The sequence below is a fragment of the Brevundimonas vitisensis genome (assembly GCF_016656965.1).
GTDB lineage: Bacteria > Pseudomonadota > Alphaproteobacteria > Caulobacterales > Caulobacteraceae > Brevundimonas > Brevundimonas vitisensis.
The window spans coordinates 2,692,794-2,710,820 of the sequence record NZ_CP067977.1; the positions used below are offsets into that span (position 1 = coordinate 2,692,794).

Sequence of the window (18,027 nt, forward strand, 5' to 3'; positions counted from 1 at the left end):
AATCGAGCGTCTGTTCCCGAGCCGTTTCTACTGTGCGGCAGCGTACCGACGCTCGGGCGATCGCCTGAGCATCAGGGTGATCAGAACCGCCACCACCGCCGCTGCGCCGCCCCAGGTCCAGCCTGCGACAGCCATCCCTGTTGCCGCCGCCCAAAGGGTCTGCACAAGGAACTCAGCCAGGCCGACGAACCAGTTGCCGCGCTTCTGCTGATTGAACGCCTTGCGGTTGGCCGGGGCCTGTTGCCACAGATTGATCAGCCCGGACGACACCGCCGAGGCGATGCAGCCCGCAAACACCACGATCGCTGCCAGAGGGGCCAGCCAGGCGATCCCGGCCAGCGCCAGGGCCGTCAGGGCCAGGGTCGGGATGAGCGCTGCGGTCAGCTTGGCCCGGTCAGCCGCCGTCCGGTCGATGGGGGCTGCGGCCAGCAGATCGGGCGCATCTTCAGCCGACAGGGTGATCCAGGAAAAACTTCCCGCCAACTGCCCGGCCATGATGACCACCGCCCCGGCACCAAAGGCGATCCCACCCAGGCTGTCGGCGTTGCGGTACAGCACAAAACCCAGCGGCAGCAGATACAGCAGCCGCAGCAGAATCTGACTGATCAGTTGGGGATCGCGCGCTAGCAGCCGCAGTTCCTTGCGAACCATGGCCCGGTGCAGACCGTCAGCGAAATCGCTGTCGCTGCCACGCAACGCCTTGTTTCTCGGGCTGGCTGTATTGCCCGCCGCACCGGCTGCGGCCCGCGCGAAATAGGGCCCAAGTGCTACGACGGCGAGGGCAAACGGGATCAGTCCGGCCAGGGTCACCACGCTGACCGCAAGAAGATCACCCGTCACCGCCCGCAGGGGCCACCCCAGCAGACCGTCGGGCTGAAAGGCTCCACCGGCCAAAGCGTTCTGATAGGCGTTGGTCAGGGCGGTGGTTTCGCCATCATCCCCACGGGTAAAATTATAGGCCTGGCTGGCCAGGAAGACCGCGCCGCCGACCAGCCCGCCCAGGATCTGCGCCACCGTTCGCGTCTTGCGCGGTCCGATCGCGGCAAACAGGGCCAGGGTCAGCACCATCCCCAGCGCTGCCGCCAGCAGCGTCAGGCCCGCCAGCAACCCATAAAGGCCCAGCCACTCGGGCCGGCCCAGAAGCGTCGCCGTAACGATGAACGGGGTGACGATGCCGATGTAGAGGACGCCGGTGACCAGGGCGATGGCGATGGCCCGCACCGTCAGGACGACGCGGGGCCTCAGCGGCGACGACAGCAACAGGTCCAGGTCCCGCCGCTCGTAGAGCGCCTGCACGCTCATATTGATCGTCTGCGACAGCAGCAGCGTCAGCAGCACCAGCCCGCCGCCGGTCAGGATCAGGGTGACCATCTCGGTCCGGGGCAGGGGAAACCGCCCTGCCAGAAAGCCCAGGCTGACGCCGCCCAGCACCACAGCGCCGATGCCGATGGCCGCCAGCAGCCACAGCACGACCTTGCCGATCGACCCGGTGGGCTTCTTTGTGCCGTCACGGGGCCGCGATCCCATGCCGCGCCAGCCCAGGCGCATCTCATGCGCCAGAAGCCAGGGCACCGAGCCCGCCGGAAACAACCGCATCATACGGCCGGGGCCGGGGCGGGCGCGGACACCAGGTCCAGGAAGACGTCCTCCAGCGTCATGCCGGCCTTGCCCGAGCGCGTGCGCAGCTCGTCCAGCGTGCCTTCGGCTAGCAGCTTGCCGTGCTGGATGATGCCGATGCGGTCACTCATGCGCTCGGCAACATCAAGGATGTGGGTGGTCAGGATGACCGTGGCCCCAGCCCTTACCCGGTCCTGCAACAGGTCCTTGACCTGCCGCGCCATGGCCGCATCCAGCCCGGTCAGGGGTTCGTCCAGCATCAGCAATTTGGGGTCATGGATCAGGGCGCCGGCCAGGGCCGCCTTTTGCTTCATGCCGCGCGAAAAGCCCTCGCACCGCTCGCGGCGATGCTCCCACAGGGCCAGCCATTCCAGCAGTTCCTGCGCCCGCGCCCGCGCCACCTTGCCGGGGACGCCCCACAGCCCGGCCACGAACTCCAGATATTCCATCGGGTTCAGCTTGTCGTACAGCATCGGCTCGTCGGGCAGCCAGGCGATCAATCGCTTGGCTGCCACCGGATCGGCCAGGGCATCGACCCCGAACACCCGGATGGTGCCCGAATCCGGCTTGGTCAGGCCCGCCGTCATCCGAAGGGTCGTGGTCTTGCCCGCACCGTTCGGGCCAAGCAGGGCATAGAGTTCGCCCGCCCGGACCGTCAGATCCAGGTCATCGACCGCCACCCGCGTGAAAGTCTTCCGCAGAGCCCGAAGCTCCAGCGCGGCGTCCGTCATAGGCTATCCCCCAGCATCCCCCGACCGTGCCGCCCCCAGGCAGTCAGGTCAAATGAAGTGCCTGTAATTGTTCGGGGTCGCCCGACCGATCCACTACATCGTCGCGCGGATTTCCGAGCGCAGGGCGTCGATGGATTTGAAGCCCTGGTCGGTCTTGAAGCGCCAGTAGGTCCAGCCGTTGCAGGCGGGGGCGTTTTCCAGCAGCGCGCCCAGCTTGTGGATCGAGCCGGTGAACTCTCCCGACACCAGCGAGCCGTCGGCGCGGACCCGGGCCTCGCGGTCGCCCTTGGGCGAATACAGCCGGTCGCCGGGTGCCAGCAGCCCGGCCTCGACCAGGGCGCCGAACGGCACCTTCACCTCGGCCCGCTTGGACCCCATGACCTTCAGGTCCTCAGGCGCAGCGGGAATGACGGCGGCGATCCGCGTCTCGGCCACTTTGGCATAGGTCTCGTCACGTTCGATGCCGACGTAATGCCGGCCCAGGCGTTTGGCGGCGGCCCCCGTCGTTCCGGTGCCGAAGAAGGGGTCCAGGATCACGTCCCCGGGGCGGCTCGCGGCCATGATGACCCGGTGCAGCAAGGCCTCGGGCTTCTGGGTCGGATGGGCCTTCTTGCCGTCCTCGCCCTTGATCCGCTCCTCGCCGGTGCACAGTGCCAGGGTCCAGTCGGACCGCATCTGCACATCCTCGTTGAAGGCCTTCATGGCATCGTAGTTGAAGGTATAGCGCTTCTGCTCGCGCGACCGCGCGGCCCAGATCAGCGTCTCGTGGGCATTGGTAAACCGCGTGCCCTTGAAATTCGGCATCGGATTGGTCTTGCGCCAGATGATGTCGTTCAGCACCCAGAACCCCAGGTCCTGCATGGCCGAACCAAGGCGGAAAATGTTGTGATAGCTGCCGATCACCCACAGTGAGCCCTCGGGCTTCAGCACGCGGCGGCATTCCGTCAGCCACGCCCGGGTAAAGGCGTCATAGGCCGCGAAGCTGTCGAACTTGTCCCAGTCGTCGTCGACCGCATCGACCACGCTGTTGTCCGGCCGCAGCAGGTCGCCGCCCAGCTGCAGATTATAGGGCGGATCGGCGAACACCATGTCGACCGACGCATCGGGCAGGCCCTTCAGCACGGTGATGCAGTCGCCCCGGTGGACGACATTGGTCGCAAGGGGAGAGGTCTTCAGATCAGTCACGAACGCGGCCCTGCACAGCTTGAACCGCCATGGTGAATCGTCACGGTTAAGGCGGAGTAAGCAGCGACAACCTTGTCTCCGCCTTCAGGTCTGCCACAGTCGCGCCTCCACCCCTTCGAGGCTGTCTCATGATCCGTACCCTGCTCGCCGCCGCATCTGTCATGGCCCTGGCCGCGCCTGCCCTGGCCCAGGATGCCGAGGATGCCGCGCGACAGGAGCGGGTTCGCCGTATCCTCAGCCGCACCCCTCTGATCGACGGCCACAACGACCTGCCCTGGGCCCTGCGTCAGAGCCACGGCAACGACCCCCACGCCGTGGACCTGACGACCAATCTGGACGCAGGCACCGATCTGCACACCGACATCCCGCGCCTGCGCGCCGGGGGTGTGGGGGGACAGTTCTGGTCAGTCTATGTGCCGGCCAGCCTCAGCCCGCCCGATGCCGCCGTCGCCACCTTCGAACAGATCGACACGGTCAAGCGGATCGTGGCCGCCCATCCCGACGTCTTCGCCCTGGCCTATACCGCCGACGATGTGGTGCGCATCCATCGCTCCGGCCGGATCGCCAGCCTGATCGGCATGGAGGGGGGCTATTCGATCGCCGATTCCCTCGGCCTGCTGCGCGAGTTCTATGATGCCGGGGCCCGCTACATCACCCTGACCCATTCGCGCACCACGACCTGGGCCGACAGCGCCACTGACGCCCCGAAGTGGGGCGGCCTGTCGCCTTTTGGCGAAGAGGTGATCCGCGAGATGAACCGCCTGGGCATGATGGTCGACCTCAGCCATGTGTCCGAAGAGACGATGCTGGACGCCATGCGGGTGTCGGCTGCGCCCGTGATCTTTTCCCACTCCTCTGCGCGGGCGGTGACGGACCATCCCCGCAACGTCCCCGACAGCGTGCTTCGCCTGATGGCAGAGGACGGCGGCATCGTCATGGTGACCTTCGTGCCAGGCTTTGTCAGCGAGGAGGTCCGCAGCTGGAACGCTGCCCGCGCGGCCGAGGAGGCTCGGCTGAAGTCCCTGAACCCCGGCGCGCCGGATTTTGTGACGGCCGGCATGGCCGCCTGGAATGCGGCTCATCCCTTGCCCACCGCCACCCTGGCCGATGTTGCCGATCACATCGAGCACGTCCGAGACGTCGCCGGGATCGACCACGTCGGCATCGGCGGTGACTTCGACGGCGTGGACTCCCTGCCGATCGGTCTGGAAGGCGTTGAGACCTATCCTGCTCTGCTGTCCGAACTGATCCGGCGCGGCTGGTCCGAGGCCGACATCCGCAAGCTGGCGGGCGAGAATCTGCTGCGCGTGATGCGTGCCGTCGAAGCCGTGGCGTCATCTCAGCGCGACCAGCGTCCCAGTCTGGCGCGTATCGCAGAGTAGGGCGGGTTCCGAAGCGCCCCGTCCGTCACGGCGCGAAGCCGCGCCACCTCCCCATCGCTGCGCGACAGGCAGGAGACAGCAGGGCGGGCCCGGGCCGACCTATTGCGCGATGCGGATCAGTTCGTCGGCCAGTTCGGCAGTCAGATAGCCGTCGGCCAGCCGTCCGGTTGCGGCCTGCCAGCGCCGCAGGGCGTTGCGCGTATTGGCCCCGACCACACCGTCGATGCCCTGGGTGTCGTAACCCAGCCGCGTCAGCGCGGACTGTGCCCCAATCCTCTGCTCGCGCGACAGGGGCGCATCATTGGGCCAGGTCGCCACCAAGCCCGGTTTGTCCATGACCCCATCAGCCGTCAGGCCGATGGCCAGGGCATAGGAGACCGAGTTGTTGTAGCGCCGGATCACATAATGGTTGGGCAGGGCCAGGAAGGCTGGTCCCCGCGCGCCCTGCGGCAACAGGATGGTGGCCCCTTCTGCGGCCTCGGCAGGACTGAGTGAGCCACCGTGGGCGAGGGCCACGCCCCGCTGCGCCCAATAACTCCAGGGCTGGCGGTCAGCCTCGGCCAGTGAATAGTCGAACCCGGCAGGCAGGACGACTTCATAGGCCCAACCCTGACCGCGCTTCCAACCCGCCTGGGCCAGCAGATTGGCGGCCGAGGCCAGGGCGTCGGCGTCCGAGCCCCAGATGTCGACCTTGCCGTCGCCGGTCTGGTCGATACCCAGCCGCAGATAGTTGTCGGGCATGAACTGGGTCTGGCCCATGGCCCCGGCCCAGCTGCCCTTCAGGCCGCTGCGTTCGCGACGACCGTCGACGACAATATCCAGGGCGTTTCTCAGCTGATCCTCGGCCCAGTCCCGGCGGCGTCCGTCATAGGCCAGGGTGGCCAGGGACCGGATCACGTCCTGATCGCCCTGAACCGCCCCGAACGCGCTTTCCTGGGCCCAGATGGCGACCAGAATCTCGGATGGCACGCCGAATCGCTGGACGACCTCCCACGGTACGGCACCGATCCGCTGGCGTGCCTGGGCCACGCGTGACGCGCTGACGGCATTCTGGACATAGGCACCGGCAGGGCGGCTGAACTCGGGTTGATTGCGATCCAGGCGGATCACCGACGGATCGGGCGTCAGGCCCTGAAGCTCGCGCTCATAGGCGGCCCGGCGCGCTCCGCCGTGACGGTTCAGGAAGCCCTGTTTCCAGCCCTCGAAGCCCGCTTCGTCAAAGACGTCGGTGCCCGGTGCCGGCGTGGTCTGGCCGGGCGTCGCAGGCTGATACGGAGGCACGGCTGCGGGGGGCGGCGTGCCGGGCCCGGTCATGACCGGGGGTTCGGGCAGCATCGGCGCGCATGCGGCGACGGACCCGATCAGAAGTAGGCGAAGGCTGATACGCATAGGTCTAGGCTACCGTCCCCCGGCTGAATGCCGCAATCACAAGCGTGCGAGGGCTGCAATCGTTGCCCTGGCCTCGTGAAAGGCCCATCAAGGATTGTGCCAGTCGTATCTTGCCTTGGCGGTTGACGCTTTCGGCTGTCGTCTCTATACGCACCGCTCCGCCGCGAGGTTCGTCCCCGCGGCTCTTTCATTTTGTTTTGCCTCGCGGGTGCTCAAGGATCGAGTGGCTGCGTGGTGAGTGCCAGCGCATCAAGGATTCGACCATGAAGGTCCGCAGCTCGCTCAAGTCGCTCAAGACCCGCCACCGCGACTGCAAGGTCGTGCGCCGCAAGGGCATCGTTTACGTGATCAACAAGACGGACCCGCGCTTCAAGGCGAAGCAGGGCTGATTGGCGGCGCGTCCGACGGGCGCGCCTGGTCCAGCCATCCACAGGTCGCGGACGGTTGTCCGCGGCCTTTTTCGTGTCCGACGTTGAGCCTGTCGATCCGGCATGGTTAGCGTCTCGACCGACAGACTCAAATCGCGCTCAAGTCGCGAGGCTCCGCGAGCCGAGCATAGCGCCCCAAAGGAAACACCATGGCTGATGATGCGGCGTTTGACGCCAGTCCCGACGTCCTGACCTCGGCCGCCCAGGGCCGCCTGCGCACGATCATCGAGCGGATCGAGCGTCTTGAAGAAGACAAGGCCGCCGTCATGGCTGACATGAAGGAGGTCTTCGACGAGGCCAAGGGCGAGGGCTACGACGTCAAGATCCTGCGCAAGGTCATCCGCATCCGCAAGCAGGACAAGGCCAAGCGTCAGGAAGAGGATGCCATCCTGGACCTCTACCTCTCGGCCCTCGGCGAGATCTGACACTGAAGCGGACGGGGTTCTCGTCCGGGTTCAAGGGGGGCGGCGACACGCCGCCCCGAACGTCGTCCCTCACCCGCTCAAGCAGCCCGAAGGGCGGTAGCGGCGGACTCACGCGCTCAAGCAGCCCAAAGGGCGGTAGCGTCTCTCCCTTCGAGGCTGAGAGAAAGGCCAATCAGCGCGCGGCGCTCAATGCGCTGAAGCGGGCCAAGCGCGCTGCGGACAAGGCGGGCATCCCCTTGTCCGAATGGGAGGGCGAGTTCATCGCCTCCGTCTCCGACCGTATCCAGACCCACGGCCGCGCCTTCGGCGATCCTGAAAAGGGTGCGCCCGGCCAAGCTCTGTCGGCCATGCAGGGCCGCAAGCTGAAGGAAATCACCCGCAAGGCCAACGGCGAGGAGCCGAAGCGCCGCTGGGGCCGCAAGCCCAAGGACTGAATGTCTCCTCCCCGCCGCGCAGCGAGGGGGAGGGGGCCGTGGAGTGGTGGAGGGGGCTTACCCCACCTCTTTCAACTGCCCTTCCAGGCCCTGTTCACGCACCTTGCGGTAAAGGGTCGATCGGCCGATCCCCAGGCGGCGCGCGATCTCGCTCATGTGGCCGGCATAGACCTCGATGGCATGCTGGATCAGGTCGTGCTCGATCTCTTCCAGGGTCCGCAGATGGCCCCGTTCGTCCAGGATGCGGATCGGCGTGTCGGGCAGGGGCGGCAGGTCGGCATAGGAGGCTACGGCGGCGGACCGGTCCGGCTCGGCTTCGATCGGGGCGGCCTGACCCGAGATGGCCGGGAAGTCGTGCGGCTGCAGGAACGGCGCATCGGCCAGGATGATGGCGCGATAGACCGCATTCTCCAGCTGCCGGACGTTGCCGGGCCAGTCGAAGGCCTGCAGCATGGCCAGGGTCTCGGGCGCGCAACCGGCGATCCGCTTTCCTTCCTCGACATTGAACCGGGCCACGAAATGCTCGACCAGGGCCGGCACGTCCTCACGCCGGTCGCGCAGGGATGGCGCCTCGATCGGGAACACGTTCAGCCGATAGAACAGGTCTTCGCGGAAGGCCCCGTCTGCCACCTGCTGGCCCAGGTCGCGATTGGTCGCCGAGACGATTCGCACATCGATACGCACCGGCCGCTTGGCCCCGACCGGATCGATCTCGCCTTCCTGCAAGGCTCTCAGCAGCTTGACCTGCATGTCCAGCGGCAGCTCGCCAATTTCATCGAGGAACAGGGTGCCGCCGTCGGCCTCCTTGAACTTGCCCAGGTGTTTGTCGCTGGCCCCGGTGAAGCTGCCCTTCTCGTGGCCGAACAGGATGGACTCGACCAGATTGACCGGCAGGGCTCCGCAGTTCACGGCCACGAAGGGCTTGCCCGCCCGGTCGGACGCCCCGTGCAGGGCGCGGGCGATGACTTCCTTGCCAACGCCGCTCTCGCCGGTGATCAGGACCGGGATCGTGGACTTGGCCGCGCGCGCGCCCAGGGCCTTGACCATCCGCATCGGGCCGCTGTTACCGACCAGGTCATCGAAGGTGGCGCGCCCGGCAACATGCTTCTTCAGCCGCCCGACCTCGGCGGTCAGCTGCGTCAGCTGCAGCGCGTTGCGGACCCCGATCAGCAGGCGTTCGGCCGCCACCGGCTTGACGAAGAAGTCCTGCGCCCCGGCCTGCATGGCCTTGACCACCGTCTCGATGCCCCCGTTTCCGGTCAGCACGATCACCGGCGTGGTGACCCCTGCCGAACGGATTTCGGCCAGGGCCTCCATGCCCGACATCTTGGGCATGACCAGGTCCAGCAGCACGACATCGGCCCCGCCGCCCTTGGTCAGCCGGTCGATCGCCTCGCCGCCGCTCTCGGCATGCACCACGACAAAGCCCTCGCGGTCGAGCACCGCCTGGATCAGGCGGCGTTGGGTCGGATCGTCATCGACGACCAGAACGGTCTTGGCCATGCGGGGCACCTTCGTCTTCACCGGTTGGGGCGCTCCGCCAGGTCGCGGAGTGCCTCGTTTCGGGACGGCTTTAGGCCGGACGCGGTGAAGATCAGGTTGGGGGGCGTGGTGAGCGCAGGGTTAACGGGGCGGTGCCGGTGCGGCCACGGGGGGCTTGGCGACGGCCTGTGCGCGTTCGCAATCGGCACTGCGGTTGATGGGATTGACGACGCCAGCCACTTCCAGATCGGCCCAGGGGGAGGGAACGGGGCGCAGGCCACCGGATCGCATCGTCTCTCGGGGATCCTGCCTGGGCCCGCCGCAGCGAGCCAGATCGACGGTGCCGACCTCGACCCAGGCTCCATCGGCCTGCTGGAACAGCATCAGCATCCAGGGATTTGCCAGCAGGACCTCAACCTGCCCGTCGCCGTTCATGTCCAGGCTCTGGGCCAGGCATTTGCCAGCCGTGTCGCAGGTGGCACGAATATCGGACGACATTACGGGTACCGCGAACCCCTGCGGCAATGCCGTTCCGGCCGGATAGGCTTCGATCACGACCTGAGACAGGACCGAAGGGGGCTCGATTTCATAACGGCTCTCTGCGGCCTGGGCCTCTTTGGCCCGGGTCGCCACTGCCGCATCGGATGAAGCGGCCAGACGCGCCAGCGCCTTCTCGCCCACTCGCCCGCTTTCGAAGCGCAGGAAGCGATAGTCGAAGGCCTCGGGGCTGACCGCCCCCCGCTCCAGCCGCGCCATCTGGTCGGCGACCGACAGCCGGGCCGGGTCGGCGAGTGGGCTGAACAGGACCAGGATGGTGGCGACGGTCGCCACGGCGGCGCCGACATTGGTTCGCTCCAGCGGTTGCATCCACCCGGCGCGATGGACGGGCAGGGCCGCATACCCATAGCCGACGGCGTAAATGCCTCCGACCACGGCACAGGCCGCCGCGATGATCCGGTCGGGCGTCAGGCCATACTGGCCGATCCGCAGTGCAAGGCCCCAGATCGCCAGCACCACCAGCGGCGTCAGAAGCAGGGCCGCCACCCGAACCGCGATCTTCAGCACGGCGGGCGGCGCATTCTCTGGCCGTCCATCCTGATAGGCGGTGTTGATCAGCACGATCAGGGCCCCCGCCGCTGCCAGCACCAGGGCTGTCGCACTGCCCGTCGCCCACAGCCCGTCCAGCCCGGTGAAGGGCAGGGCGGCCATGAAGCCGGCCACCAGCACCGTCATGACCAGCAACAGCCACGACAGCAGCATCAGCGCCACCGACCGCACGCCCCGGATCAGCCCGTCGCGCACATCGGTCAGATGCACGGCCACGGCAAAGGTCAGCGTCGTCACGGGAATGGCGAACCACGGCTCCTGGATCAGATCGCCCAGGAACCTCAGACCGATCACATTGAACAGGGCTGCGCCCAGGAACAGCAGCAACCAAAAGGCCACGGTGAAGCCGATCGACAGCGCCAGCTGAACCCCTGCCTTCCACGCTGTGTCGAAATAGGCGGCGAAACTGGCGATCCACCGCCGCTCTTGATCCGCTGGCACGATCAGGTGATGGGCGATGAACAGGGCCACCGCCGCAAAGGGAAACAGGGGCAGGTCCAGATAGGGGGCCTCATCCGGTCCGTTCCCCACCGCCTGCCGCACCACATCGTGCCAGCCCAGCAGGCCCAGAACCACCGCTGCGATCCCCGCCCAGACCGCCAGGGTCATCGGCCGCAACCGCCCGACCCCCGCCAACAGCACGACCGGCAGATAAAGGGCGACCAGCATTAGAGGCCCGAACAGGCCCGGCACCGTCGCCGGCCAGATCATGGCCCGCCCGATTCCCTGATCCTCGGTGGTGCGATACAGCAGATACAGCACCAGGCCCTGGGTCACGCCGATGGCAATCCGCGCGACGGCCATGGCCCGCTGGTTCTCGACCCCCAGGCTGGATCGGTCCGCCCCGTCGCGGGGTGCGGTCTCATTGGCACCAAAGATCGTCATGTCCGCTTCCCCGCCCCGACAAGTCATCAGACCTGAAATCTGCGACCTTGGGAAGCGACGACGCCGGTTGCGCCCCGGTCACCGCCACCCCACAACAGAGACATGAACGCCCCCTTCAAAGCCCCGCCTGCTCCCTCGACCGAAGCCCCCCTGTGGGATCTTGGCGATCTCTATGCCTCGCCGACCGATCCGCGCATCGCCGCCGATCTGGAAGCAGGGCGCGCGCGGGTGGCAGAGCTGAATGCCCTGCAAGGCCGTCTGGTCGCCCAGCGGGCCGAGCCTGCCGCCCTGGGCCGCGATCTGGACCGCGCCATCGCCTTGTATGAACAGGCGACCGATGTGCTGGGGGGCCTCGGGGCCTATGCCTTCCTCTCGGCCTCCACCGCCCGCGACGATGCGGCGGCCCAGGGGTTTGAGGCCGATATCCGCGAGAAGATGACCGCCATTGCCACGCCGACGGTCTGGCTGACGCTGGAGGTCAACCAGCTGGAGGATGCAGAGATCGACGCCGCCCTGGCCGCCCATCCCGCCGCCGCCCGCTGGACCCCCTGGCTGCGCCGGGTCCGGGCGATGAAGCCGCATGAGCTGTCGGCCGAGCTGGAAACCTTCATCGCTGAGCGGGCGCCCATTTCCGCCCAGTGGCCGCGCCTGTTCGACGAAACCCTGGCCGCCCTGCGCGTCAAGGCGGGCAAGGACAGCCTGACCCTGGCCCAGGCCCTGAACCAGCTGTCGGATCCCCGCGGCGCTCGCCGCAAGGCGGCGGCCGAGGGCCTGTCACAGGCGCTGGGCGACCGGGTCCAGACCATGGCCCTGGTGCTGAACACCGTCGCCGCCGACAAGGCGATGGAGGATCGCTGGCGCGGCTTCAAACGTCCCGCCGACAGCCGGCACCTAGCCAATGAGGTCGACGGTGAGGCCGTGGACGCCATGGCCGAGGCGGTCGCCGCCGCCTATCCGAAGTTGTCGCACCGCTATTATGCGCTGAAGGCGCGGGCCATGGGCAAGGACCGGCTGGATCAGTGGGACCGCAACGCGCCCCTCGACACCTCTGCGCCGCGTGCCTTCGACTGGAGCCAGGGCCGATCGCTGGTGCTGGAGAGTTTCGCCGACCTGGGGCCCGAATTCGCCGACCGCGCGCGGGGCTTCTTCGACCGGCCCTGGATCGACGGCCGTGCCCGTCCGGGCAAGCAGTCGGGGGCCTATGCCCATCCCGTCACCGCCAACCGCCATCCCTATGTCTTCCTGAACTGGATGGGAGAGCGGCGTGACGTCCTGACCCTGGCTCACGAACTGGGCCATGGCGTGCATCAGACCCTGGCCGCTGATCGCGGCACCCTGCTGGCCGATACCCCCCTGACGCTGGCCGAGACGGCCTCCATCTTCGCCGAGGGCCTGACCTTCGATCGGCTGCTGGCCACCGCGCCCCGGTCCGAACAGCGCGGCCTGCTCGCCGGGCGGATCGAGGATGGGCTGAATACGGTCGTGCGCCAGATCGCCTTTCACCGGTTCGAAACGCGGTTCCATGACGAGCGGGCGGGCGGAGAGGTTTCGGCCGAGCGAATCGGTCAGATCTGGCTGGAGGAACTGGGGGCCTCGCTCGGCCCGGCGGTCACCCTCAATCCGGGTTATGAGCACTGGTGGAGCTATGTCAGCCACTTCGTCCACTCGCCCTTCTATGTCTATGCCTATGCCTTCGGCGACCTTTTGGTGGCGGCGCTGATGGAGACCCGGGCCAAGGATCCTGAGGCCTTTACGCCGCTGTATCGCGACCTGCTGGCCGGGGGCGGCACCCGCACCTATGGCGAGGCCCTGGCTCCGTTCGGCCTTGATCCCCGCGACCCGGCCTTCTGGCAGATCGGCTGCCGCCGGCTGGAGCGCCTGGTGGACCAGTTCGAGGCCCTGGGCTGACCTCGCGGGCGACGCTTCGCCACACCGGAGCGACACATTGGCGAAAGTGAAGGGTTTTCAGTGCCTTGCTGATGACCAGACGCGCCTTGACCGATGCGGGTCGCGCCTATAGGTTCCGCGCCGAATTCAGACCCCGTTCCGGGACAGTTTTGCCTGTCCGGGGACGCTGATCCAGCAGGGCCATGTCACCGACACCGGAATCGCGCGAAGAGGCAATCGCACGCCTCAACCAAAGCGCATCCGACCTGGAGGCGCGGACCACGTCCGACAAGTCCGCCGACGTCGTCGCGCAGGCCGTGGCGGGCAAGGCTTATCGGATCATCGCCGAGCTGATCGGCGGTGTCCTGGTGGGTCTGGCGCTGGGATTCGTCGTTGACCGCTTCGCCGGAACGACGCCCTGGGGACTGATAGGCGGCGTCCTTTTTGGGTTCGCCGTTTCAATTTGGATGGCGTGGCAGACGACCAAACGTCTGCAGGCCGAAGCCGATGCCGCCGGGGTGGTCCCAAAGTCCATCCCGTTCGACGATGAAGAAGACGAGGAGCGATAGGCCTTGGCCGATCCGATCGAACAGTTTGCGGTGCATCCGATCCCGGGCCTGGAGTTCGGCGAGGTCACTCTGCCGATCCTGGGAACTCAGCAGATCGCGGTGACCAACTCGCACGTCGCCATGACCATCGCCTTCGGTCTGGTTGTGCTGTTCCTCACCCTGGTGACGTCTGGTGCCAAGGTCGTTCCGGGTCGCCTGCAGTCTGCGGGCGAGACCCTGTTCGGCATGATCGATGGCGTGACCGATTCGATCATCGGTCACGAGGGCCGCAAGTATTTCCCGTTCGTCTTCACCCTGTTCACCCTTGTCCTGGGCATGAACCTGCTGGGGATGTTCCTGACGTTCACGGCGACTTCGCAGCTGGCGGTCACCCTGACCCTGGCCCTGATCACCATCCTGCTGGTGATCGGCATCGGCTTTGCCAAGCACGGCCTGAAGTTCTTCCTGCTGTTCTGGCCGACCAGTGCGCCGTTTGCGATCCGCCCGATCGTGGGTCTGATCGAGTTTCTTTCCTTCCTCCTGCGCCCCATCACCCTGGCACTTCGTCTGTTCGGCAACATGCTGGGCGGTCACATTGCGCTGAAGATCTTCGCCGGCTTCGTCGTCTCGATGGGCGGTCTGGTGGCCGCCGGTGGTCTGGGCTGGCTGGGGCTGCCCGTGGCGGCCTTGTCCATGGGCATGGTTGTGGGTCTGACCGCGCTGGAGTTCCTCGTGGCCTTCCTTCAAGCCTTCGTTTTCGCCGTTCTGGCCAGCATCTATCTCAATGATGTGGTCAACCTGGGCCACGGGCACTAAGCCAGCGGTTCAGCCGACAAACCCTTATTTCCAACCCTGACTGCATAGGAACTTCATCATGGAAGCTGAATCCTTCAAGTACTTCGGTATTGGCCTGGCCACCCTGGGCATGCTCGGCGCCGGCATCGGCGTGGGCAACATCTTCGGTCAGTTCCTGGCCGGTGCTCTGCGCAACCCGTCGGCTGCCGCTTCGCAAGTCGGTAACCTGTTCGTCGGCGCCGCCCTGGTCGAAGCCCTGGGCATTCTGGCCTTCGTGCTGGGTATCCTGGCCTGGCTGGGCTAAGGCCCACGCCGCCACAGTGACTACCGGCGGCGCTTCCTCCCCGTGGGGAAGCGCCGTCGTCCTGTTTTTCCTTCCCGCAGACGGACGCCATGGCCGCTCCTGAAACATCCAACGAGCACGGCGCAACCCACGCCACGACTGAAGCCGAAGCCGGGGGCCTGCCCCAGTTCGACACCTCGGTCTGGGGTGGGCAGATCGTCTATCTGCTGTTCCTGTTCGTCGTTCTCTACCTGCTGATCAGCAAGGTGTTCGCGCCGCGCCTGCGCCGCGTGATCGACGAACGTGCCGATACCATTTCCACCGCCGTGGCGACCGCCCGTACGGTCCAGGCCGAGGCCGCCACCCAGGCCACCGCCGCCAAGGCCGAGGTCGATCAGGCCCGTGCTGCCTCGCGCCGCGTCGCCTCCGAGGCCAAGGCCCGCGTCACCGCTGAGGCCGAAACGCGCCGCGCCGCCGAAGAAGCCCAGGTCAACGCCCGCATCGAGGCCGCCGAGGCCCAGATCGCCGTCACCCGCGACCAGGCCATGACCCACGTCGCCGCCATCGCCGCCGAGACCGCCGACGCCATCGTCGCCCGCCTGACCATCCCGACGGCAGCCGAGACGATCGCGGCCGACGTCGTGGCCAAGCGCCCGCGTGGCATGGGCAAGAAGACCGCTGAGATCGAGTTGCCGATCGTGACCAAGACCGAGACCGGCGAGGGAGCCGCCTGATGCCGCATTTCCTCGATCCCCACATGTATGACCTGGCCAACCCGGAGCTGTGGGTCGGCATCGGTCTGCTGCTGTTCTTCGGCATTCTGCTGCTCGCGGGCGTGCCCAAGCTGGTCGCCGGCGTGCTGGACGCCAAGGCCGCCAAGATTCAGGCCGAGCTGGACGAGGCCGCGCGCCTGCGCGCCGAGGCCGAGGCCCTGTTGGCCCAGATCCGTCAGGAGAAGGCCGAAGCCGAGGCCCAGGCCGCCGAGATGCTCGCCGCCGCCGAGGCCGACGCCCGCCGTCTGGAAGCTGAAGCCAAGGTCAAGCTGGAAGAGGACATGGCCCGCCGCCAGCAACTGGCCGAGCGGCGCATCGCCCAGGCCGAGGCCCAGGCGACCGCCGACGTCCGTGCTGCCGCGACCGATCAGGCCGTGCGTGCCGCTGAAGACATCCTGGCCGCGCGTCTGGCCGCCCAAGGCGACCCCCAGGCCGACGCCGCCATTGCCCAGATCGCCGCGCGCCTGAACTGATCGGGACGGGAGCGGCCGTCCGTCAGTGGACGGCCGCTCCGCCGATAACGACCGGCCCGCGCTTCTCGCGAGCCATCAGCCGGGCCATGACATTGCCCAGCACCACCCCGAACAGGGCGTGAGTCAGAATCATCCAGGCCAGGGCCACAAATCCGGCCCGCATGAAGAACATGCCGACCCCCGCCAGCGGCGCGACGGTCAGGCTGAGCACCACGAAGGCCGCGACGCTAAAGGTGATGCCCTTGGCCTCGGGTGTCTGGCCCGGGATGGACTTGTACATCAAGGCAAACAGCGGCCCCAGCACCAGGGTCCCGGCGATGGCGTGGGCGATCCAGCCCAGCGCAACATTGTCTGGCATCTGCAAGGTGACTGACAACAGTCGGGGAAAGCTGACGACCCAAGGTCCCAGCAACAGATTGACCGCTTCAAGCAGAAAGATCGCTGTGGTCGAGGCCAGTCCGGCAAGCATACCCATTTTTACGCGTGACATCATGACGACAGCGCCTCCCAACGCTGGATTCCGTGCTGATAACGCGAGGGCAAGCATACGCCCGTCTTCGACGACGGGCGTTCACACTCCTGTGCTTAGCAAATGCGATATGGCGACTGCGAAGTCGCCATAAAGCCGGGCAGATCAGGCCGCGATATTCGACCCTTCGGGCGCGGTCCAGCGCAGGCGGGGCGAACGCGCCGCGCGTGTCTCGTCCAGGCGGCGCATCGGGGCGTGGAAGGGAGCCCCCTTGAACCGTTCGCTGTCGCCGGCCTTGGCGGCCTCGGCCAGCAGGCGCATGGCGTGGATGAAGCGGTCCAGTTCGGCCTTGGACTCCGTCTCTGTCGGCTCGATCAGCATGGCCCCGTGCACGACCAGCGGGAAGTACATGGTCATGGGGTGGAAGCCTTCGTCGATCATGGCCTTGGCGAAGTCCAGGGTCGTGATGTCGGTACCCTTCAGCCAGCTGTCGTCGAACAGGGCCTCGTGCATGCAGGGGCCGTCTGGGAAGGCGGCGCTCATCACGTCCGACAGCCGTGCCTTGATGTAATTGGCATTCAGCACCGCATCCTCGGCCACCTGACGCAGGCCGTCCGAGCCATGGCTCATCATGTAGGACAGGGCCCGCACGAACATGCCCATCTGGCCGTTGAAGGCGCACATTCGTCCGAACGCCTGGGCTGCCTCATCCTCGGCCCGCTCGACCAGGTTGAAGCCGTCCCCATCATTGACCACCCACGGGGCAGGGGCGAACGGGGCCAGAGCCGCCGACAGCACCACGGGGCCCGAGCCCGGACCACCCCCGCCGTGCGGCGTGGAAAAGGTCTTGTGCAGATTGATGTGCATGGCATCGACGCCCAGGTCGCCGGGACGCACCCGCCCGACGATGGCGTTGAAGTTCGCGCCGTCGCAATAGAAATAGGCTCCAGCCTCATGCGTCAGGCGGCTGATCTCCAGGATGTCGCGCTCGAACAGGCCGCAGGTGTTGGGATTGGTCACCATGATGGCGGCGACGTCGTCGCCCAGCTTGGAGGCCAGGTCCGCCACATCCACCCGGCCGTCGTCGGTCTGGGCCACCTCGACGACAGTATAGCCGACGAAGGCTGCCGTGGCCGGGTTCGTGCCGTGGGCGCTGGTCGGCACCAGAACCTTCCGGCGCTTTTCGTGCTGACCGCTGGCTTCGTGGGCGGCACGAATGGCCATCAGGCCGCACAGCTCGCCATGGGCACCCGCCTTGGGCGACAGGGCGACCGCGGGCATGCCGGTCAGGGTCTTCAGCCAGTGCGCCAACTGATCCATCAGCTCCAGCGCCCCCTGCACGGTCGAGACCGGCTGCAGCGGGTGGATGTCGGAATAGCCGGGCAGGCGCGCCATCTTCTCATTCAGGCGCGGGTTGTGCTTCATCGTGCAAGAGCCCAGCGGATAGAGGGCCAGATCGATGGCGTGGTTCTTCTGGGACAGACGCACATAGTGGCGCATCGCCTCGGGCTCCGACAGGCCGGGCAGGCCGATCGGATCCTTGCGGACCAGGTCGCCCAGATCGGATGCCGACCCCTTGGGCTCGGGCAGATCGACGCCCGTTTTGCCCCATCCATCGCCCTCGAAGATCAGGGCTTCGTTCTGCAGCAGGCCACGGCCGCCGCTCAGGGTTTCGGGCTTGGAGGCCACGGCGTTCGGCGTGGTGGGACGGCCAACGGTGTTCATGGTGCTCAT

At 67.0% G+C, this 18,027-nt stretch carries 18 protein-coding genes; 10 read left to right on the forward strand and 8 right to left on the reverse strand.

Features of this window, described 5'->3' with window-relative positions; translation table 11 throughout:
* Positions 1 to 27: 27 nt before the first annotated feature.
* The 3 genes from JIP62_RS13580 to JIP62_RS13590 form a co-directional block, all read right to left on the reverse strand.
* Positions 28 to 1,599 carry a putative ABC transporter permease subunit gene (locus tag JIP62_RS13580; protein ID WP_201102679.1) on the reverse strand — a complete coding sequence of 524 codons (1,572 nt, stop codon included), beginning with the start codon at positions 1,597 to 1,599 and terminating at the stop codon, positions 28 to 30.
* Entirely contained in the window at positions 1,596 to 2,348 is a 753-nt protein-coding gene (locus JIP62_RS13585) for an ABC transporter ATP-binding protein (RefSeq protein ID WP_201102680.1), read from the reverse strand. Before JIP62_RS13585 ends, JIP62_RS13580 begins: the two co-directional genes overlap by 4 nt.
* 93 nt (positions 2,349 to 2,441) lie before the next feature.
* Positions 2,442 to 3,533 carry a site-specific DNA-methyltransferase gene (locus JIP62_RS13590; protein ID WP_201102681.1) on the reverse strand — a complete coding sequence of 364 codons (1,092 nt, stop codon included), beginning with the start codon at positions 3,531 to 3,533 and terminating at the stop codon, positions 2,442 to 2,444.
* Between the two features lie 128 nt (positions 3,534 to 3,661).
* Here JIP62_RS13590 and JIP62_RS13595 point away from each other — a divergent pair, with 128 nt between their 5' ends.
* Positions 3,662 to 4,915 (forward strand): dipeptidase, encoded by a 1,254-nt coding sequence (locus JIP62_RS13595; protein WP_201102682.1) that lies wholly within the window; start codon positions 3,662 to 3,664, stop codon positions 4,913 to 4,915.
* Positions 4,916 to 5,014: 99 nt separating this feature from the next.
* On the opposite strand, the gene JIP62_RS13600 is transcribed toward JIP62_RS13595, so the two are convergent.
* Positions 5,015 to 6,304, reverse strand: a complete 1,290-nt coding sequence (locus tag JIP62_RS13600; protein ID WP_201102683.1) for a lytic murein transglycosylase — start codon at positions 6,302 to 6,304, stop codon at positions 5,015 to 5,017.
* Between the two features lie 263 nt (positions 6,305 to 6,567).
* Between JIP62_RS13600 and ykgO the strand changes: the two genes are divergently transcribed.
* From ykgO to JIP62_RS13615, 3 genes are all read left to right on the forward strand, one after another.
* Positions 6,568 to 6,693, forward strand: coding sequence for a type B 50S ribosomal protein L36 (gene ykgO / locus JIP62_RS13605; protein WP_201102684.1), 126 nt, complete (start codon positions 6,568 to 6,570; stop codon positions 6,691 to 6,693).
* Between the two features lie 188 nt (positions 6,694 to 6,881).
* Entirely contained in the window at positions 6,882 to 7,157 is a 276-nt protein-coding gene (gene gapR / locus JIP62_RS13610; protein ID WP_201102685.1) for a nucleoid-associated protein GapR, read from the forward strand.
* A gap of 194 nt (positions 7,158 to 7,351) precedes the next feature.
* Entirely contained in the window at positions 7,352 to 7,591 is a 240-nt protein-coding gene (locus tag JIP62_RS13615; RefSeq protein WP_201104783.1) for a hypothetical protein, read from the forward strand.
* A gap of 57 nt (positions 7,592 to 7,648) precedes the next feature.
* Here the strand turns inward: JIP62_RS13615 and JIP62_RS13620 are convergent, their stop codons facing one another.
* Both JIP62_RS13620 and JIP62_RS13625 read right to left on the reverse strand, forming a co-directional pair.
* A complete protein-coding gene (locus tag JIP62_RS13620) occupies positions 7,649 to 9,094 on the reverse strand; it encodes a sigma-54-dependent transcriptional regulator (RefSeq protein WP_201102686.1) in 1,446 nt (481 codons plus the stop codon).
* Positions 9,095 to 9,214: 120 nt separating this feature from the next.
* Positions 9,215 to 11,065 carry a DUF4153 domain-containing protein gene (locus JIP62_RS13625; RefSeq protein ID WP_201102687.1) on the reverse strand — a complete coding sequence of 617 codons (1,851 nt, stop codon included), beginning with the start codon at positions 11,063 to 11,065 and terminating at the stop codon, positions 9,215 to 9,217.
* Positions 11,066 to 11,167: 102 nt separating this feature from the next.
* Here JIP62_RS13625 and JIP62_RS13630 point away from each other — a divergent pair, with 102 nt between their 5' ends.
* From JIP62_RS13630 to JIP62_RS13655, 6 genes are all read left to right on the forward strand, one after another.
* Positions 11,168 to 12,973 carry a M3 family oligoendopeptidase gene (locus tag JIP62_RS13630; RefSeq protein ID WP_201102688.1) on the forward strand — a complete coding sequence of 602 codons (1,806 nt, stop codon included), beginning with the start codon at positions 11,168 to 11,170 and terminating at the stop codon, positions 12,971 to 12,973.
* Positions 12,974 to 13,155: 182 nt separating this feature from the next.
* Positions 13,156 to 13,521, forward strand: a complete 366-nt coding sequence (locus JIP62_RS13635; protein ID WP_201102689.1) for an AtpZ/AtpI family protein — start codon at positions 13,156 to 13,158, stop codon at positions 13,519 to 13,521.
* A 3-nt stretch (positions 13,522 to 13,524) separates the two neighbouring features.
* Positions 13,525 to 14,316: a F0F1 ATP synthase subunit A gene (locus JIP62_RS13640; RefSeq protein WP_201102690.1), complete on the forward strand. Its 792-nt coding sequence runs from the start codon at positions 13,525 to 13,527 to the stop codon at positions 14,314 to 14,316.
* Positions 14,317 to 14,374: 58 nt separating this feature from the next.
* Positions 14,375 to 14,599 carry a F0F1 ATP synthase subunit C gene (locus JIP62_RS13645; RefSeq protein WP_029416762.1) on the forward strand — a complete coding sequence of 75 codons (225 nt, stop codon included), beginning with the start codon at positions 14,375 to 14,377 and terminating at the stop codon, positions 14,597 to 14,599.
* A gap of 89 nt (positions 14,600 to 14,688) precedes the next feature.
* Complete coding sequence (locus JIP62_RS13650; protein ID WP_201102691.1) at positions 14,689 to 15,312, forward strand: F0F1 ATP synthase subunit B family protein; 624 nt, start codon at positions 14,689 to 14,691, stop codon at positions 15,310 to 15,312.
* Positions 15,312 to 15,824 carry a F0F1 ATP synthase subunit B gene (locus tag JIP62_RS13655; RefSeq protein ID WP_201102692.1) on the forward strand — a complete coding sequence of 171 codons (513 nt, stop codon included), beginning with the start codon at positions 15,312 to 15,314 and terminating at the stop codon, positions 15,822 to 15,824. Before JIP62_RS13650 ends, JIP62_RS13655 begins: the two co-directional genes overlap by 1 nt.
* Positions 15,825 to 15,846: 22 nt before the next feature.
* Here JIP62_RS13655 and JIP62_RS13660 read toward each other — a convergent pair whose 3' ends face one another.
* Positions 15,847 to 16,299, reverse strand: a complete 453-nt coding sequence (locus tag JIP62_RS13660; RefSeq protein ID WP_201102693.1) for a DUF6789 family protein — start codon at positions 16,297 to 16,299, stop codon at positions 15,847 to 15,849.
* A gap of 159 nt (positions 16,300 to 16,458) precedes the next feature.
* Positions 16,459 to 18,027, reverse strand: a complete 1,569-nt coding sequence (gene gcvPB / locus JIP62_RS13665) for an aminomethyl-transferring glycine dehydrogenase subunit GcvPB (protein ID WP_201102694.1) — start codon at positions 18,025 to 18,027, stop codon at positions 16,459 to 16,461.

Bases quoted from the DNA above. Each gene is read 5' to 3' on its own strand.
- gcvPB (WP_201102694.1), bottom strand. From the start codon at position 18,027: ATGAGCACCATGAACACCGTTGGCCGTCCCACCACGCCGAACGCCGTG.
- JIP62_RS13585 (WP_201102680.1), bottom strand. From the start codon at position 2,348: ATGACGGACGCCGCGCTGGAGCTTCGGGCTCTGCGGAAGACTTTCACG.
- JIP62_RS13630 (WP_201102688.1), top strand. From the start codon at position 11,168: ATGAACGCCCCCTTCAAAGCCCCGCCTGCTCCCTCGACCGAAGCCCCC.
- JIP62_RS13625 (WP_201102687.1), bottom strand. From the start codon at position 11,065: ATGACGATCTTTGGTGCCAATGAGACCGCACCCCGCGACGGGGCGGAC.
- ykgO (WP_201102684.1), top strand. From the start codon at position 6,568: ATGAAGGTCCGCAGCTCGCTCAAGTCGCTCAAGACCCGCCACCGCGAC.
- JIP62_RS13645 (WP_029416762.1), top strand. From the start codon at position 14,375: ATGGAAGCTGAATCCTTCAAGTACTTCGGTATTGGCCTGGCCACCCTG.
- JIP62_RS13600 (WP_201102683.1), bottom strand. From the start codon at position 6,304: ATGCGTATCAGCCTTCGCCTACTTCTGATCGGGTCCGTCGCCGCATGC.
- JIP62_RS13595 (WP_201102682.1), top strand. From the start codon at position 3,662: ATGATCCGTACCCTGCTCGCCGCCGCATCTGTCATGGCCCTGGCCGCG.
- JIP62_RS13660 (WP_201102693.1), bottom strand. From the start codon at position 16,299: ATGGGTATGCTTGCCGGACTGGCCTCGACCACAGCGATCTTTCTGCTT.
- JIP62_RS13650 (WP_201102691.1), top strand. From the start codon at position 14,689: ATGGCCGCTCCTGAAACATCCAACGAGCACGGCGCAACCCACGCCACG.
- gapR (WP_201102685.1), top strand. From the start codon at position 6,882: ATGGCTGATGATGCGGCGTTTGACGCCAGTCCCGACGTCCTGACCTCG.
- JIP62_RS13580 (WP_201102679.1), bottom strand. From the start codon at position 1,599: ATGATGCGGTTGTTTCCGGCGGGCTCGGTGCCCTGGCTTCTGGCGCAT.
- JIP62_RS13620 (WP_201102686.1), bottom strand. From the start codon at position 9,094: ATGGCCAAGACCGTTCTGGTCGTCGATGACGATCCGACCCAACGCCGC.
- JIP62_RS13635 (WP_201102689.1), top strand. From the start codon at position 13,156: ATGTCACCGACACCGGAATCGCGCGAAGAGGCAATCGCACGCCTCAAC.
- JIP62_RS13655 (WP_201102692.1), top strand. From the start codon at position 15,312: ATGCCGCATTTCCTCGATCCCCACATGTATGACCTGGCCAACCCGGAG.